At 38.8% G+C, this 18,284-nt stretch carries 15 protein-coding genes; all 15 read right to left on the reverse strand.

The annotated features are described in order from the left end of the window. Positions 1–89 precede the first annotated feature (89 nt). A complete protein-coding gene (glnS, locus tag QPX86_RS12670) occupies positions 90–1,760 on the reverse strand; it encodes a glutamine--tRNA ligase (protein WP_285162912.1) in 1,671 nt (556 codons plus the stop codon). 156 nt (positions 1,761–1,916) lie between these two features. Continuing rightward, positions 1,917–4,211: a Fe(2+) transporter permease subunit FeoB gene (gene feoB / locus QPX86_RS12675; RefSeq protein ID WP_285162913.1), complete on the reverse strand. Its 2,295-nt coding sequence runs from the start codon at positions 4,209–4,211 to the stop codon at positions 1,917–1,919. Continuing rightward, positions 4,204–4,443, reverse strand: coding sequence for a FeoA family protein (locus tag QPX86_RS12680; RefSeq protein ID WP_220755543.1), 240 nt, complete (start codon positions 4,441–4,443; stop codon positions 4,204–4,206). Before QPX86_RS12680 ends, feoB begins: the two co-directional genes overlap by 8 nt. A 212-nt stretch (positions 4,444–4,655) precedes the next feature. After that, positions 4,656–5,192: a GNAT family N-acetyltransferase gene (locus tag QPX86_RS12685; RefSeq protein ID WP_407696589.1), complete on the reverse strand. Its 537-nt coding sequence runs from the start codon at positions 5,190–5,192 to the stop codon at positions 4,656–4,658. Positions 5,193–5,283: 91 nt separating this feature from the next. Then, positions 5,284–5,562, reverse strand: coding sequence for a peptidylprolyl isomerase (locus QPX86_RS12690; protein ID WP_102528584.1), 279 nt, complete (start codon positions 5,560–5,562; stop codon positions 5,284–5,286). Positions 5,563–5,659: 97 nt separating this feature from the next. Further along, positions 5,660–7,492 (reverse strand): DUF885 domain-containing protein, encoded by a 1,833-nt coding sequence (locus QPX86_RS12695; protein WP_220755541.1) that lies wholly within the window; start codon positions 7,490–7,492, stop codon positions 5,660–5,662. Positions 7,493–7,695: 203 nt separating this feature from the next. Beyond that, positions 7,696–8,946: a tetratricopeptide repeat protein gene (locus QPX86_RS12700; protein ID WP_285162915.1), complete on the reverse strand. Its 1,251-nt coding sequence runs from the start codon at positions 8,944–8,946 to the stop codon at positions 7,696–7,698. Beyond that, entirely contained in the window at positions 8,946–9,566 is a 621-nt protein-coding gene (locus tag QPX86_RS12705; protein ID WP_220755539.1) for an energy transducer TonB, read from the reverse strand. Before QPX86_RS12705 ends, QPX86_RS12700 begins: the two co-directional genes overlap by 1 nt. Position 9,567: 1 nt before the next feature. Next, entirely contained in the window at positions 9,568–9,972 is a 405-nt protein-coding gene (locus QPX86_RS12710) for an ExbD/TolR family protein (protein WP_055023897.1), read from the reverse strand. A 14-nt stretch (positions 9,973–9,986) separates the two neighbouring features. Further along, complete coding sequence (locus QPX86_RS12715; RefSeq protein WP_220755538.1) at positions 9,987–10,514, reverse strand: MotA/TolQ/ExbB proton channel family protein; 528 nt, start codon at positions 10,512–10,514, stop codon at positions 9,987–9,989. Beyond that, entirely contained in the window at positions 10,514–11,869 is a 1,356-nt protein-coding gene (locus QPX86_RS12720; RefSeq protein ID WP_220755537.1) for a MotA/TolQ/ExbB proton channel family protein, read from the reverse strand. Before QPX86_RS12720 ends, QPX86_RS12715 begins: the two co-directional genes overlap by 1 nt. Then, the gene (locus QPX86_RS12725) at positions 11,869–12,651 is read right to left on the reverse strand and encodes a DUF3450 domain-containing protein (RefSeq protein WP_220755536.1); all 783 of its coding nucleotides are present in this window, start codon (positions 12,649–12,651) and stop codon (positions 11,869–11,871) included. The genes QPX86_RS12720 and QPX86_RS12725 overlap by 1 nt, the downstream gene beginning before the upstream one ends. A gap of 314 nt (positions 12,652–12,965) precedes the next feature. Further along, a complete protein-coding gene (locus QPX86_RS12730) occupies positions 12,966–13,910 on the reverse strand; it encodes a class I SAM-dependent methyltransferase (protein WP_285162916.1) in 945 nt (314 codons plus the stop codon). Between the two features lie 69 nt (positions 13,911–13,979). Next, the gene (locus QPX86_RS12735; RefSeq protein WP_285162917.1) at positions 13,980–16,574 is read right to left on the reverse strand and encodes a TonB-dependent receptor domain-containing protein; all 2,595 of its coding nucleotides are present in this window, start codon (positions 16,572–16,574) and stop codon (positions 13,980–13,982) included. Between the two features lie 441 nt (positions 16,575–17,015). Then, positions 17,016–18,203: a porin gene (locus tag QPX86_RS12740; protein ID WP_220755573.1), complete on the reverse strand. Its 1,188-nt coding sequence runs from the start codon at positions 18,201–18,203 to the stop codon at positions 17,016–17,018. Between the last annotated feature and the right edge of the window lie 81 nt (positions 18,204–18,284).

Here is an 18,284-nt window from a genome sequence, read left to right on the forward strand (position 1 = left end):
TTCAGGTGATGGATTCTCACTTAAAAACAAAAATGCCAGAGCTTTCGCTCTGGCATTTCTTTATCTAAACAAAAAGCAATATCGCCTTCTTATGCAAAAGAATCTCGTAATGGAACCGTTAAGTTAAACACTAAATGTTCTTTTGAAGAGTCTTTACTGTCTGCACAAAAGTAACCTTCACGTTCGAACTGATAAGCTTTTTCAGCTTGTGCGTTTACAAGACCCGCTTCAGCAACACCTTGTAATACCACTAATGATTCAGTATTTATAACTTCGTCTAGTGTTTCGAATGCTGCTGGAGTTGCTTCAGTAAACAAACGATTATATAAACGAAACTCTGCAGGTTTAGCTGTTGAAGCTTCAACCCAATGAATCACACCTTTTACTTTACGGCCATCACTTGGGTTCTTGCCTAATGTTTCATTGTCATAAGTACAATAAACAGTAGTGACATTACCTTCGTCATCTTGGTCAAAACGTTCAGCTTTAATGACATAAGCGTTACGTAAACGTACTTCTTTGCCTAATACTAAACGTTTGAAATGTTTGTTCGCTGACTCGCGGAAATCTTCAGCATCGATAAATAACTCTTTACCGAATGCTAACTCACGCGTTCCCATTTCAGGCTTGTTAGGGTGCATTGGTGCATTAATGATTTCTGGCGATTCTGATGGATAATTCTCAATAATCACTTTGATCGGTTTTAGCACAGCCATTGCCCGCGGGGCATTTTCATTTAACTCTTCACGAATACACGCATCAAGCACGCCACCTTCGATTAAGTTCTCCTGCTTTGTCACGCCAATACGTTGACAAAACTCACGGATAGAAGCAGGTGTATAACCTCTACGGCGTAACCCTGCAATAGTCGGCATGCGAGGATCATCCCAACCATTTACTATGTTGCGAGTAACCAAATCATTTAGCTTACGCTTTGACATCATAGTGTATTCAAGATTCAATCTTGAAAATTCATACTGTCTGGTACGGTTTGGTAAGTTAAAGTCATCTAAATGATCTAATACCCAATCATACAAACGGCGATTGTCTTGGAACTCTAATGTACATAACGAGTGAGTAATATTTTCAATCGCATCAGAAATACAATGAGTAAAATCGTACATCGGGTAGATGCACCACTTGTCACCTGTTTGATGATGGTGCGCAAAACGAATACGATAAATCACAGGGTCACGCATACACATGAACGGTGAAGCCATATCGATTTTTGCACGAAGAGCACATTCACCTTCTTTGAATTCACCTTTGCGCATTTTTTCAAAGAGCACTATGTTTTCTTCAACGGAAGTATCACGGTATGGGCTATTCTTACCTGGCTCTTTTAAGGTACCACGGTATTCACGTGTCTCTTCTGCATTTAAGAAACAAACGTAAGCTAACCCTTTAGTGATCAACTCAACCGCATATTGATGCAGTTGATCAAAATAGTTAGACGAATAACGAATTTCACCAGACCAATCGAAGCCTAACCAACGAACGTCATCTTGAATAGAATGAACATAATCGATGTCTTCTTTTTCAGGATTCGTATCATCAAAGCGTAAGTTACACTGACCTTGATAATCCTTTGCAATACCAAAATTTAAACAAATAGACTTAGCATGACCAATGTGTAAAAAACCATTTGGCTCAGGCGGGAATCGGGTTTGCACACTGTTGTGCTTACCACTTTTTAAGTCTTCATCAATGATATTACGTATGAAGTTACTAGGACGTACTTCGTTGTCCACTTGACTCATGGAGTTCCTCTTAGTGCACGATGGTAAAATTATATGACCTTCGATGATCCTACAGTTTTACGCGAGTTACAATGCCTGTTTGATAAAAATAATAGTCTAAAAACAAAAAACCAGCATTTATTAAAATGCTGGTTTTAAATTGAACATTAAAAAGCCTTATTCAGTGATAACTCTTACGCCAGGAATAATTTGCTGGTTCTTTTTACCTTGCTTCTTAAGCCACATGTAATAGCCTACTAACGCAATAGTGAAGAACGAAATCCAACTCACCGACTGTACAGGGTGCTTAGCAATATTTGCCCCTTGGTAAACAACTGTCGCACTGCCGTAAGCTAAAGCAAACGTCCATAAAGCAGCAAAACGTGCCCACTTATTGCCAAATTCATTTACTAGTGCGCCCATAGCCGCAACACACGGAGTATAGAGCAAAACAAATAATAAGTATGAAAACGCAGCTACCTTAGTTGTAAAACCAGCTTGAAGTGCACTAAAGGTTGAACGATCAACACCCTGCTCTTCTGCTGCTTCCTCAATATTTTCAACGTTACCAACATCTAATGACAATGGATCTTCTGGCGCAATACCAAATAAGTTTTCAGGAATTGTCGCGAGTGCTTCAGAAAAGCTTTCAGAAAGACTGGCTAGCTCTTCTTCACCATCAGCTGGATCAGAGTACAAGCTATTTAACGTTCCAACAACCGCTTCTTTAGCAAAGATACCTGTGATGATACCAACAGTTGCTGGCCAGTTTTCTTGTTCTACACCCATTGGCGAGAATAGTGGCGTTACTTTTTGACTTAACACACTTAAGACAGATTCTTTACTGTCTTCATGTCCAAAGCTGCCATCAGTACCAATTGCATTAATAAAGTTAAGTAAGGTCACTACGATAACAATGGTTTTACCTGCACCTAAAATAAAGCTCTTAGTACGTTTTGTTGTACGAGAAAAAACAGCTTTAAGTTTTGGCATTTCATAGCTTGGTAGTTCCATTACAACTGCGCTGCTACTGCCTGGTAATACTGTGCTACGTAACAATAATCCCGTACCTACAGCGGCTAAAATACCGATGATATACAATAAAAATACAAGGTTTTGTCCTGAGTCAGGGAAAAATGCAGCAGCGAATAATGCGTAAACCGGTAAACGTGCGCCACAAGACATAAATGGTGCCATCATCCCAGTAACGATGCGTTCTCTTTCACTACCTAATGTACGAGTAGCCATAATTGCAGGTACTGAGCAACCAAAACCGACAATCATAGGAACAAAAGCTTTACCTGGTAACCCGATGCGGCGCATCAAACCATCAACGACGAAAGCAGCTCTAGACATGTAACCAGAAGCTTCAAGCACAGAAAGCGCTAAAAATAGCGCAGCGATAACTGGAATGAATGTCGCGACCGTTTGAATACCTTGGCCGATACCACCCGCTAAAATGGTTACTAACCAAACTGGAGAGCCAATAGACTCTAGCAGCGCACCAAATTGATCAACAAAAACTGCACCTGCTGCAATATCAAAGAAGTCGATAAAGGCGCTACCAACGTTGATACTAAACATGAACATCAAATACATAACGAATAGGAATACAGGTACACCTAAAACGGGATGAAGTAATACTTTATCTAATTTATCACTGGCACTTTCATGGCCTGCAACATTGACTGAGCTATCAAATACTTTTTGAACAAAATCAAAACGAGTAGTCGCCACTAATACTTCGATATCAGTTCCAGATTGTTCTGCGATTTGAGTACATTCATTCACAACATCTTTTAAGCTGGTGCTATCACATTGACCACAGCCATTACCATTACCTAACATGGCTAATGCACGGCCGCGGCTTAAGTCATCCGAATGTTGCTGTAACGTTTTAACGCCTGACTCGATGCTTTCATCGTAATCAAGCATTAATGGCGACTCTGTTATTTCGCCATTTAGCAATCTTAAAACCTGATCTTGAACCCGCTTAACATCAGCTTCTTCTCTAGAACACACCGCTATCACTGGACAGCCAAGCTCTTTACTCATTGATTCTAAATCAGTCGTGATACCCAACTTTTTAGCTGCATCAATCTTATTTAAAACCACAACCATAGGAACACCAAGCTCTCTAAGTTGTACTGTTAAATAAAGGTGTCTTTCAATATTAGTCGCATCAACTAAGTTGATAATGCCATCAACTCGTTGCTCAGCAAGATACTGTTGCGCTATCTGCTCATCTAAAGAACAGTCGCAGCTGTTACCCGCTGGCAATAAATCATAAATACCGGGTAAATCAGTAAGGTGAACATTGGTATTATCTAAAGTGAAGTAACCCGTTTTTTTCTCAACAGTTACACCTGACCAGTTGCCAACTTGTTGATTTGAGCCTGTTAATGCATTGAATAGAGTGGATTTTCCCGCATTTGGGTTGCCTACCGTTACGCAATGAAATTCTTTAGTCATTTGTTACTACCACCTCAATAATATCCGCTAAATCACGGCGCATACATAAACGACTGCCACGTAACTCTAATTCAACACCAGAGCCCATTGGAGCTCTTCGTAACATTCTGAACGCTGTATGAGGTGTAATCCCCATTGATAACAACTTACGCTTTACTGTTTGAGGTAAAGAAAGTTGACCGATTTCAGCAATCTTCGCCGAGTCTCCGGGATTAAGTTCACTGAGCTTCATTAGACATCCACCTTGCGTTCAAAAATATTTATTAAGTGATTTTATATGAGCCATTAACGCAATACTTTTACATAGATCATGTTTTATAAGCGTAAACGAGAATAGTTTTCAATTGTATTGCCTATTATGTGATAGATGTCCGCAATAAAATAGTGAATTTGCACTTTTAATTTGATAAGTGATTACTAAAACAGCTTAAACGAAACAGCTAGTTATTCTCGGATATCAGATTGCAGTAATCCGAATATATATTCATCAATGAGTTGGTCACCAATCATATGATTTGCTCTAAGCAAGCCTTCTTGAGTGAAGCCGCTTTTAATCATAACTTTGGCCGAAGCAACATTTTCAACTGCACAATAACCAATAAACTTTTTAATATTAAATTGAAAAACGCCCCAGTCGATTACCGCTTTGAGACTTTCTGTTCCATAACCTAACCCCTGTTGGTTGGGGGATATTAAATAACCTATTTCTGCACGATTCATCACTTCACTTTCACGATAAAATCCTGTTAAACCAACAAATTCATGACTCGAAACTGTTTCGATAACTAATGTAAGCCAACTATCAGAGTCATATTTCCAGGGTTCTAGTCGTTGATTAAATGTTTGTTTAATTTCAGCTTCAGAAGTCACTTCCCTGATATGCTTTAGAACTGATGGATTTGAATTTAGTGCAAGTACGTTAGGCCAATCTTTTTTTTGCATAGATCTAATAACAAGCCTATCTGTGTACAACTCGATCATTAAGTATCCCTTCTAGTAGAACAACAAACTAATTTCCTATTTCAAAAAACAAAAAAGGCAGCCGAAGCTGCCTTCTTAGGTTGAGTATTGATCAACCTCGGCTTGTCACCTCAAGAAGGTGATACCCAAATTGAGTTTTAACTGGACCTTGTACTTCATTTAATGGTGCGCTAAATACCACTTCATCAAATTCACGAACCATCATACCTGGGCCAAAAGAACCAAGTTCACCACCCTGTGCACCAGAAGGACAAGATGAGTTCGCTTTAGCGATTTCTGCGAAATCTGCACCCGCAACAATTTGCTGCTTTAATTGCTCACATTGCTCTTCTGAGCTAACTAAAAGGTGTCTTGCAGTTGCCTGTACCATGATGTACTCCTACTTGTGTAGATTTAAAAGCTTCAAAAATTATAGGGAGCGTAAGCTCCCTATATGTGGTTCACAAAGGTAAGCTAACAGCTATTCACTACTTTGCCAATTGAGATTCAATCCAACGACCTATTTTTTTCTCCATAACTGCCATAGGTAAAGAGCCAGTGGTGAGTATTTGGTCATGAAACGCTTTTAAGTCGAACTTTTCACCAAGTTTTGCTTCAGCATCTGCTCTTAGCTTTAAAATGGTTAATTGGCCAATTTTATATGATAGAGCCTGACCAGGTATGGCCATATAACGTTCTACTTCAGCAATAATGTCAGATTCAGCCATAGGTGAGTTATCTTTCATATATTGAATTGCTTGTTCGCGGCTCCAACCTTTTGCATGCAAGCCAGTATCAACAACTAAACGCATTGCGCGAAGCATCTCATCAGATAATTTGCCAAAGTACTGATAAGGATCTTTGAATAACCCCATTTCAATTCCTAGGTATTCAGCATAAAGTGCCCAACCTTCTTCAAAAGCTGTGTAACCTTGAAAGCGTTGAAATTCAGGAATACCTGTTAGCTCTTGTTTTATCGCAATTTGGAAATGATGACCAGGAGCAGCTTCATGCAAAGATAGTGTAGTCATTCCCCACTTTGGTTGAGCTTTAAGGTTATAAGTATTGATGTAAAACACACCAGGACGTGAACCATCTACTGCAGGCGATTGGTACGAAGCACCTGCTGCAGATTTTTCTCTAAAGTCTTCAACAGGTTTAACAACATAATCTGCCTTAGGCATGATATTAAAGTACTTAGGCAGCTCTTTATTGATATCTTCTTTTAAAGACATATAACCATCAATAAGCCCCTGTCTTTCGGTAAAGAAATATTGAGGTTCGCTGCCTAAAGAGGCGAAAAACGCTGTTAAGTCACCTTCAAATTTAACTTGTTCACGTACAGAATCCATTTCGGTTAAGATACGTTTAACTTCAGAAAGGCCAATCTGATGAATTTCGTCAACTGGCATTGTGGTTGTAGTGTGACTATTTGCTAGAGACTGATACCACTCTTTACCGTTCGGTAATCCCCACCAACCATCTGATGCTCGTGCATGTGGTAAATATGTATCTTTGAAGTAATTTCTCAGTTGAGTAAGAGCAGGCAATAAGTCTACTTGGATTAACGCTGTATATTCTTCTGTTAAGGCAAGCTTTTCTTCAGCACTGAAGTCTTCAGGAAGTTGATTAATTGGTGCATAGAATAAGCTTTTATCTGCAGATGTAACCAATTGCGCGTCTAATTGAGGAATAATTCGCTCAACTAATACTTTGGGAAGAACAACTTTACTTTTAATTCCTTCATCCATTCTAGCTTGAGCTAATACAGTCCAATTAATAAAACCTTGAAGACGCTTAAGCCAGTTCTGATAATCTTCTACAGTTTTAAAAGGTTGAGCACTTTCACCACTACCTAATTGGATCATGCTGATCACAGTACTATAGAATTGGTTCATAGGGATAAAATGTTCAGGGTATGATTCTGCCACTAAATCCATATGGCGATCGTAAATGAACATATCAAAACTAAGTTGTAAGTTTTCAGGTAATGCGTCAACATCTAGTGACTTAGCTTGCTTTAGGTAGCGCGAATTAAGCTCATGACGTTGTTTAAGATACTCTTCAGTTAAAGCTCCACCGAATTTGTCATTATAATCGTTGACGCCAACATATGTTGCATAGATTGGCTCTAAAGCAAGAATATCTTTAAAGTAATTATCTGCCATTTCATTATAGATATCAGCTGCACTTTTCTTGATAACTTCTTCAGAAGAGACACTCGAGCTAGCTTGCTTGCTCGGCATTGTTGACTTCTGTTCATTACAAGCTTGTAAAAACAAAAGTGAAGTAATTGATACTGCTAGTATAGTTTTCTGCATATTATTTCCCTATGTTGGCACAAATCGTCAATGCCTTAATCTGTTTGTCGTTCTTTGTAATTATTATTTGCAATGTATAAGATATTGCATGTTGGCAGTTAGTAATAATTTGTAACTGAGAATAACAAAAAAAAATTGATAATTGTTATTAGAATATCAGATAAAAAAAAAGCCCCTAATAGGGGCTTTTTGCGAATTAACCATTACAGAGTAATATTGTTAATCCGAGCTTTTTCTTTTATGTAAGAAATATAACTGTTAGCACTTCTCTTAGTCTTGCTGTGTTTAGCAGCTCGATTCGCACGTTTGTAAGCAGATTTATACTGCTTCAAACTTAGGTGGGCTAATGTTAATTCAAGTTCTGCTTCACCTGGCTCATCAAGGCCTGCTGAAAGTGCTTTTTCAAACACTGGAATAGCAGACTTTGGTAGCTCAGCGATAGCTAAAATTTTACCTTGCTTAAGGTATAATTCAGCATCACCTGTTAGCTCCGCAGCTTGTCCATACAGCTTAGCAGCTTGTTTGAAGTTCTTAGCATTATGATAGAAACCAGCGAGAATCTTTATTGTCTTTTCATTCTCTTTTATCAGTCCTGATTTCATATGTTTTTCATATAACTTAGCTGCATTATACGGAGCACCGTTTTGCGACATAAGTTGAGCTAAACGAGTAATGTTACCGTCAGACTCTAGAAAACCATTTTTATAAGCTAGATCATAAGTTGCAAGCGACTTAGTGTAATCTTCAGTCATCAAATAAAACTGAGCAAGCTGTACCCAAAGACGTTTATCGTCTTGGAATAAAGGCACCATAATTTCTAGTACTTTTACCGCTTCTTTATACTTCTTTTGATTGAAGTATGAAGTCAATTTCATTTGATAAAGGCCTTTATCAGGTTTTTCCATTAAGGAAAGACCCTTATCGGCAACTTCAAGTACTTTATCCCACTGCTTAAGTTCACTGTATGCAATACCGATACGACGGTAAACAACTGGGTCAACTTTACAAGTGAAATCCATCCACTTGTAGTAGTAAGGAATAGCTTCTTTGAACTGCTTTTCTTGTAGTAATAAATCAGCATACAAACGCATTGTTGCACCATGATCTGTACCACCAAGAATATCGGCATCAACAGCTGTTTTTAAGTACTTGATAGCCGTGCTCATTTGGCCTTTCTCAGCATAAAAAGAACCAATCATTCGACCAATATAGGCTTTATCGAAGTCATTTTTGGCATTAACTTCAAGTAAAATCTCGATTGCTTCGTCTAACTGACCTTCTGTATACCTTTCAAATGCACGTTGAACTTTTTTACCTGCACTCGCGCCAACAGCTCTAGATTGACGTTCATCAATTGGACATTTCTCTGCAGCTTGTGCAGTTGAAACAACCAAAAGTGAACTAGTACATAAAGTTATCAATAAAGCACTAGCAAGTTTATTTACTGTTCGCATTATCGACCTCCTTTATCTAATGTAAAATCTAGTTGAACCGTCATTCCAGGAACCTTCATAGCCTTACCATCAATGATTTTAGGCTTGTATTTCCATTTCTTTAAAGCTCTAACAGCTTCGCGATCGAAAATACGTTTAGGTTCAGCTTTAATAACTTTAACGTCTTCGATTCCGCCTAATTCATTAATAGTAAATGAAAGTTGTACATAACCTTCTTTACCATCACGTGCTGCAGCAATTGGGTATTGAGGATCAATACGTACAATTGGTGTTGCATCACCATCACGCGTCATCATGTTACCGAGTTTAAAACCTGTACTTGCACCGCCTGCCACAACACCACTCATGTTAAATGCCATGTTCGTATCAATATCTGATGACGTATCTGGCGGAGTAGTTTCCGGCTTTGGTGGTTGCTCAGGTGGTGCTGGCGGCTTTGGTTTAACCCTTGGCTTATCCTGAACTTTCGTATCCTGTTTCTCCATACTGATCTCAATGATAGGAGAATCAGTTGAGGTGTCGGCGCGCTTTGCGCCGCCACCGACCAAGAAGGCCATGAAGATAAACAAGGCGAAAGTAACAGCAGCACCTAATATGAGTGATACTATTGCTCTCAGCATATTAGTCTTTCCCCGCTGAAATCGAAATTTTATCGATACCCGCTTTCTTAACGTTGTCCATTACTTTAACAACAAGGCCATGTTCAGCTTCTTGGTCTGCTTCAATTAGAACAGCCGCTTCAGGTGCTTCAGCTAACATACGTTCTACGTTTGCTGTTACACGCTCGATGTCAACCTGACGGTTTTCCATCTTAATTACGCCTGTCTTACTCACACCAATAAAGATGTTCGCAGATTTTTGTTGTGTCGCAGTAGAAGCTTCAGGTTTCTTGTAATCAAGGCCTGATGGCTTAATGAACGAAGTCGTCACAATAAAGAAGATAAGCATGATAAACACGATATCTAGCATCGGTGTCATATCTACTTGCGCTTCTTCTTCTACGTTTAAATGCTTTTTACGTGCCATTTTAAATACTCTCTCTAGTGGTGCGGCAAGCTATCTTTAAGCTTTTCAAGACTGATTTTCATTTTTGCATCTAATCGAGTGCTAAAAAATACACCTGATAGTGCTGCAACCATTCCTGCCATTGTTGGCATGGTTGCCATTGAAATACCAGCCGCCATCATACGAGCATTACTCGTACCATGAACTGCCATCACATCGAACACTGCTATCATTCCGGTTACGGTACCTAGTAGACCAATCATCGGACAGATTGCCACTAAGGTTTTGATCATCAGCATACGAGCATTCATATCTTGTTTTGCTTGGGACATCCAAGCTTCACGGATACGGTGCGCATACCAAGAGGTTGAATCCTCTCGATTATTCCATAGGTCTATAATACCTTTATGCTCTTTTGGTGCTACCCAACTGACATACCAAAAGCGCTCTAGCATCAATACCCACATTAGGAATAGTACAGCCGCTACCAGCCAGAGGATATCTCCTCCGGTGGCCATGAAGCCCCTGACAGAGTCCCAAACGTCCATCAGGATTAGCATCATTAGTCAGCCCTCTTCTCAGCATGGTCTGCAATAATGCCGGCACTTTGCTCTTCAAGAACTTGTACTACTGTTTTACTACGTGCAATTACGATTGCATGCATTAACATTAATGGTAGTGCAGCAACTAGACCTTGAACCGTAGTCATCAATGCCATAGAGATACCACCAGCCATTAGACGTGGGTCACCAGTACCGAACAATTGAATTGTTTGGAAGGTTGCAATCATACCAGTAACAGTACCTAACAGACCCATCATTGGAGCAATTGCAGCTAGTACTTTAATGATTGAAATACGAGCTTCTAACGCTGGTGTTTCCTTCAAAATAGCTTCATCGAGTTTTAACTCTAGAGTTTCAACATCAACGTCTTTATTTTCATGATAAACCTTAAGTACACGACCTAAAGCGTTGTTACCTGGGTTATCAATATTTTTACGTTGTGCTTTAACTTTAGAACCAACAATGTAAAGCGTTACTAAACGTTCAATCGAGATAAGCGCACCAAGTACTAAAATACCGATAATGATGTAACCAATTGGCCCACCAGCTTCGATACGTTCTTCAATGGTTGCTTTTTGAGTGAATACACTTAGTAGAACGCCGCGTGCTGGGTCAACGAATAATTTTTCGTAACCAGAAGTGGCACTAGTGAATGATTTAACACTTGAAACTTGAGCACTACCTGGCTGTTGAGATAGTTTTTGAATCAAACCTAAATCAGCGTTGTAAACAACATATTCGCCATCAGCAAGTAAGTTATAAGCACCAACACGAGTAACTGTAGTAGATTCAACGTTACCGTCCAATCCTGTCACTTGGCCATCAAAGTTAACAACTTTACCTGACTCAACCATTTCGAAAAGCTGTGCTTCCCAGAATTGTTCTAGCTCATCAATTTTAGGTAATTCTTTACGAGCACCAAGTTCAGCAATGAATGCATCACGGCCAGGGAATTGTGCAGTAATGTTAGAACTAACTAACTTTCCTGCAAAATCGCCAGCTTCACCTTTAACAACACCGAACATTTCACCTAAGTCACCAGAAGCAATTTTACGATCTTCTTCTAACTGAGCGATTTTACGTTCGTTATCAGTGAAAGCTTGTGCTAAATCTTTACCACGTTGAGCTTCAGCTGCTAGTGCAGCTTTTTCACGTTTTAAAAGTGCAGCTTTATCGCCGCGCTCATTTAAGAATTCAGCTTCACGCTTTTTGTTTGTTTTATTAGCGTTAGCACGATCTGTTTGTACTTGTTGTAATAATTGTTCAATCGTTTTAGGTGCGTCAGCAGCACTAACCATACCTGAAGTTAGAGACAAGCTTGCAGCAACGATTGCTGTAGTAATAAACTTTTTCATTATTGCGCAGCCTCCGCAGCAGGGATCGGTAAGGCGAATAGATCAGGAGCACCTTGACCACGAGCCTGTTTAATAGCTTTACTTAAGTTACGAAGATAACCAGCTTCTAACTCATCCCAGCTTTTAGATTCTTCGTTGTACATCCAAGCTGACTTTTGATCTTGGCTTTGAGCGTATAAGCTCACACGACCAAAGTTTAAGAAATCAACTAAGATTTCTTTACCGTCTAGTTCTAATTGACCTGTTTCAGCAATTAGCTTTGAACCGTATTCACGCTCGATGTTATATGCATCAAGAATTAGACGGTATTTTTCTGCTAAAGTTACTTCAGCACTGTTTAATGTATCTTTTAAGCGTTGAACTCGAGTTTCACGCGCTTCAAGATTAAATGGTAAATCTAAAGCGATAAATTGCTCTAGTGCTTCAACCATTTTAAACATTAAAGGAACAACACCTTGTCTAAGAGCATCAACACCGTCGATATCGTCTTGAATTAGCTTCATCGTTGCTTCTTGGTCTGCAACTAAGCCTGCAACGTAATCGTTGTATGATTTTAAAGATTCACGTTCGTCAGCAACAGAGCCATACTCAAAAAGCATGTCTTGTGCTTGATCGAAATATTTATCAACTTTATTTTGCGACGCAGCAGCATCTGTATGGATCTTAGTATCTGCTTTTTGTACATCGCTTAGAGGATCTGCAATCACGAAGTTGCTGCTAGCTAATGCAAGCGCGCCAACCAGTGCAGTAGCGATTTTTGTTCTATTGCTTACCTTGGACATAGTTCCCAACCAATTTATAGTGAATTAGAAAGCTTAACTAATGTGTAACAACCAAGATTAAATTGTTAATCCTTGTTGCTGCAACTAAGTCTATCTTTCTCTTGTGATTGTTAGTTTTTTCTTCCCTATTCTATGCCTGCTAAGGCATAGACCCGCTCGCATCATTTCACAAAATGTTGACCTGTGTCAACAATTGAGAACATCTAAAACTACTGGAAAGACTAGTTAACTGTTCAATTTGTATTGAAAGATTATTTTCTATACATTTTACTCAATAAACACCCATATACATTAGCAATCAACAATAAAATTAATTATTCATTTTTCCTAAGAGTCAACTCCCAAGCAATTATCTTATGTTCTTCTTTTACTTCATTTATTGAAACTAACACTAAACCTACGGGTAAATTTTCTAAAATAGTAATTATCTTTTTATGATCAATAGATGCAGATAATAATTCTGTTAGCCTAAGACGTTGACTTAGGATTTCTTTTTCCACAAAAGCCAAAAACTCATATTTTTTATCAATACTCCACATCATTCCTTTTGTAAAGAATTGCCCTACATACGCCATTAGCTCACTTTCTTTTGCAGACTGTTCATCAATATCAATTATATTCTTAATGCAATTATTAACAGAATGTCGATATTGTTCACAAATTGGGTCATTCTTAGCTTTTTGAATATCTATCCCTGACTTTATTTCACCCATACTCTTTATAAGCATGGACATATTAGAAAATAGCTCGTCAATATATGGACTAAGTAAGATATTATTTGCTTTTTTATTAACCTCGATAACTGACGAATTAGAATTATGCATAATAAAATTAGCTTCACCATTAAGTTTAAGGACCCGATTTACTTCTTTTAACGAACGAATCAAATCAGAATATTCAATAGCAAATTGTGAAGTGCACTTATCGAAAGAACTTGTATCAAAGGGCAAATTTGTACAATCAATATATGATAGTAATTTAATATTAACAGTTGAGTTTTCAAAAGTTTGAGGCAGCTTCACTTTGGCCATATCAATACCAATAACATTCCCAGATAAATTTCCGTCAACAAAACTTTTAAGTAACATAGGAATAGCACCATTACCTGTACCGATATCTAACATGTTGAAATTATTGTCCAACTCTGAAAATTTGCCTTTCCAATAATGCTTAAGTGCTCCCTCATAGTTATCATCAATTGCTCCACCAAAAGAAGTTAAAAAACCTTGATTCCAATACTCACTCCAATGGTCACTCATGTTCTCTCCAAAAAATTCAATAAAAAAGGCTCCCTAGGGAGCCTTTAAAATATACTACTTATTTATATTTTAGAACTTCAAAGTATAACTAGCACGATATTCACGACCGTAGTTGTTATATAAGCTAGGATCTTCGTACTTACCATCTGAACTTAATACTGGATCTTCATCAGTAAGGTTGTTCACAGCAAGACGAATTAGTCCAAAGCTGCCTACATCATAGCTGTAAGAGATGTTATGAATTAACCAATCGTCCAATTCACCTTCATCTTTATCTTCATAAGTTGAGCTAATGTAGTTAGCATTCCAGCTGAAGCTATTGTCACCAATTGAGTAGATAGCTGTGAAGTTAGAGCGGTAATCAGGTTGTCCTGCCCAACCAGCAGTATCTACAGCATCAGTACCAGCAGCATCTTCAACGATGTACTTAGTGATAAAGCTGTTTTGCCAGTTAAAATTGAATTCACCAATACTTGTTTCAAAAGCACTATTTAATGCAACATCAATACCTTCGATTTCAAGCTTGTCACTGTTAGCATAACCAGTACCTACTTCAAGTGCTCTACCTAAAGTGCCACCTGTGCTAGGTGCGCGGTTAACATAAAACGTGTCTGTTGGTGCAAGTGTGCCATCAGCAATACCTTCCATGACACTTGTGCTTGAACGTTGACTAATTACATCATCAATATTTAAGTTAAAGTAATCAACTTTAACACCAAACTCTTCAATCACATCCCAAGCAACACCGAAGTTAATGTACTCAGATGTTTCAGGACCTAACTCATCGTTAGCACTAATGTATGTATCAACCTGCCCAGATGGACAATCAGCAATTCCGTTAGATTCACAGAATGCGTAATCTGTTGCAGTTTCAGCACTAAATGTTGTTGCTGCGTACAATTGATCCAAACCTGGTGCACGGAATGCTTCAGAATATGAAGCACGTACAACTAAGTTATCAAGTGCTTGCCATCTTACTGACGCTTTAGGAGCAGTGTTGCCACCAAAGTCACTATAATCATCGTAACGAACAGCTAAGTTAATTTCTACGCTATCAACAACTGGTAGAGCAACCTCATAGAAAGCTGCCCATACTTGACGGTCACCACCAGCTGAGTTACCCGCACTACCACCGATTAAACCAGCTTCAGACTGAGCGTCATAAACTTCACTGAAGTTTTGGTCAAAGTATTCCATTCCAAAATAGTGAGCAGCTTGACCACCTGGCAATTCAAATGCATCAAACCCGATACCACCATTGTACTGGTCGAAAGTCGCTCTACCTTGAGTTAAAGTAGTCGCTCTCATGTTATTGATACCGGCTTCAGAGCCTAAATCAATATCATTAGCTTGGTTGTAAGCTAACCCTGAATAACTTAGGTAATACTCACCGATAGATTTGTTGTCGGCGATGTTGTGATGGTAATAAAATTCCCATGTAGCATCATTCCAAGAACTAATAGAACCACGTAAACCTGTTAGGTAATCTTGGTTATAGTCATCAACTTTACCATCACGGTTACCAATACCAACCCAACGGAAATAACCAAACGTTTCTTCATCATAAGGGTTATGTGGATTATCAGCAGCCATATTACTCCAACCTGCAGCTGGAGGAGCGTAACGACCAAACGATGAGTTTTGTGTAACCATTGCACGACCAAACCACTCAACGTCTTCTGCTATTTCATAGTTTGCATCAACGTAAACAGTATTGCGGTCAATAGAGGCTTTGTTATATGAAACATTACCATATGCGAACATACAGTATTCAGCACCTGGTGTTCCCCAATGGGTATCTGCTTTGACTTTACGGAAAGTATTTTCACCGTATTCAGCAACTAAATCGTCACACAAAGGAGATGCTTGAGTAGTAGAAAAATCTGGAGCTGCAATTGTAGCGCCATAGATTGACCAACCATCAGTGTCTACATATGCTTGAGCTGAATCATAGTCACCATTAATTTTTGCTGCAGTAAAGTCACGGTCAGCATCAGAAATACCTTCACGGTCTTGATGATCAAATGCAAAAGTAATATTACCTTTGTCCATTTCATAACCAGCGACAACTGAGAATTCTTTACTTGTTAGACCACCATCACGGTCACGACTACCACCACCTACATTAAATTCAATGCCTTGGTAATTCTTTTTCATGATGATGTTTACAACACCAGCAATCGCATCTGAACCATAAGTTGAAGAAGCACCATCTGTTAAGATTTCAATTCTTTCAACTGCAGCCATTGGAATAGCATTCAAGTTAGCTGAAGCACCGCCTAGAGTCGGTGAACCAGGAAAACGCTTACCATCGATAAGTACTAGGGTACGACTTGAACCAGCACCACGTAAATCGATCGTTGCTTGAGACTGTGCTGAACTACCTGAACGTTCAGAGAACGAACCAAATGAGTTCAAGTTACTGTTACGAAGTGCATCAGCAACGGTAAAGTTACCTTCTACCTTCATATTTTCTGCAGTAATGGTAGTTACCGGTGAAGCACCTTCTAAATCAGTACGCTTAATACGCGAACCCGTTACTTCAATACGCTCTACTGTTTCATCTTCTTCAGCAGCAAAAGCTACCGGTGTACTTAGTGCTGCCGCAGCTGCACCGCTAATCATTGCGAGACGCACTGATTTAGCTAATAAATTCTTATGCATTGTCAATCTCCCTGGACTTATATCTTTCTTATTTTCCAACGTGTTTAAGGACAAGTTGGTGAATGTGTGCGAATTACACCGCTACTACATTTCAAGAGCAATAAAATCACAAATAAAACATTTATTCAACACATGTTTCATTAACATAAGAGGTGACTGAGCCTTTTGCACAGTTAAAATGTCCATTTTTATGGACACAAACAGAACTTTCAACTACCAACAAAAGGCAAGCTCTTGAAAGTATTATTCTTTATTAATTACTAAGGAAAACCAATGATGTTAATAAAATGTTTTTGACTGCTTTATTTTTAAGCGACAAAAATGCTCAACTCAAGCCTAGTAAACACAATCATTTAACATTTTAACTATATTCCTTTTTAAGAAGCCAAAAAAAAACACCCATAAATGGGTGTTTTTAGACGTTTGAAAAGCTATTTGTTACTAAAGAGTGTAACGAATACCGAAACCAATACCGTCATCATCAGATAACTTCATTGCAGCTTCTTCACTACCACTGAAGTCACTATTATCGATACGACCTTCTAAGTAAATAACTGTATTAGCATCCCAGATGTAATGTAAGCCAGCTACAGTGAACTGACGTTTGAACGTGTCACCTTCGTAGTCAGCTTTGTACTCATCACCAGCATCTAAGATATTGTAAGAAAGGAACGCACGGATATTGTTGTCAAAACGGTATGATAAAAGCGTTTCTACACCATAAGCTTCTGAGATCAGACGGCCTAAATTGTCTGTATCGTGGAACTCTTGCTTACTGTAGTTAGCCGCTGCGTATAGACCTTCAGCATCCCAACCGCCGTAAGTTAGACCCAAACCGTAGATTATATCAGTTTCTTCAATTTTTTCGTTTTCTACAGTAGAACCTTTGAATTCACCTACGTTTACACCCGCAGTAACAACGAATTTATCTGTTGCTTGATAAGTTAATGCTAAACCGTAAGTATTGTTATATTCAATTGTAGCAACAGTTTGTTGAACATTGATCATTGGAGATACTGGAGGTTCGCCATCAACAGTACCGTCAGATAACACGTCAAACTCGTCTTGCTTTAACTGGGCTTGAACAGCAAAACTAAAGTCACCAAATGCATTACGGTATTGAACCGTTTTGTCGCCACGACCAGTACCATTTACCGAACCGTCGCCTTTGTTATATGTATAAGTACCTGAAGCATCACCATCCCATACAAAACCGTAGTTAGTGTTGTAAACGACGTCGTACCAAGCACCCCACTGCTTACCTACAGTTAACGTACCGTAAGTGTCATGATTAACACCAACATAGCCCAAACGGTTCGATAGGAAGTCGCCATTCTCATAAGAAAGTTGGTCATTGTTATAAATAATTTCACTGTCACCAAATGGATTTACGCCCCACTCTAATTTAGCAAAAGTATTCCAGCCGTCACCCATTTGGCGCTCAAAGCCGAAATTAATGCGTGATGCACCATTGACCACTTCAGTAGTATCTTGACCATGGAAAACACGAGCATCAATAAAACCACCAATTTCTACAGAATTTTTATCATCTTTGTAGATTTCGATAGCTGAAGCCGTTGGTACGAACATTACAGCTGCAAGTGCTGAAGCGATTAAAGTTTTTTTCATCAAGCTAAACCTTCCCATTTAATTTTCATCATTATTTCTGATAACAGTCCATTTTGTTTGTATTATCCTTTCATCAAAGGC

The organism is Shewanella goraebulensis, assembly GCF_030252245.1.
In the GTDB taxonomy this organism is placed as follows: domain Bacteria; phylum Pseudomonadota; class Gammaproteobacteria; order Enterobacterales; family Shewanellaceae; genus Shewanella; species Shewanella goraebulensis.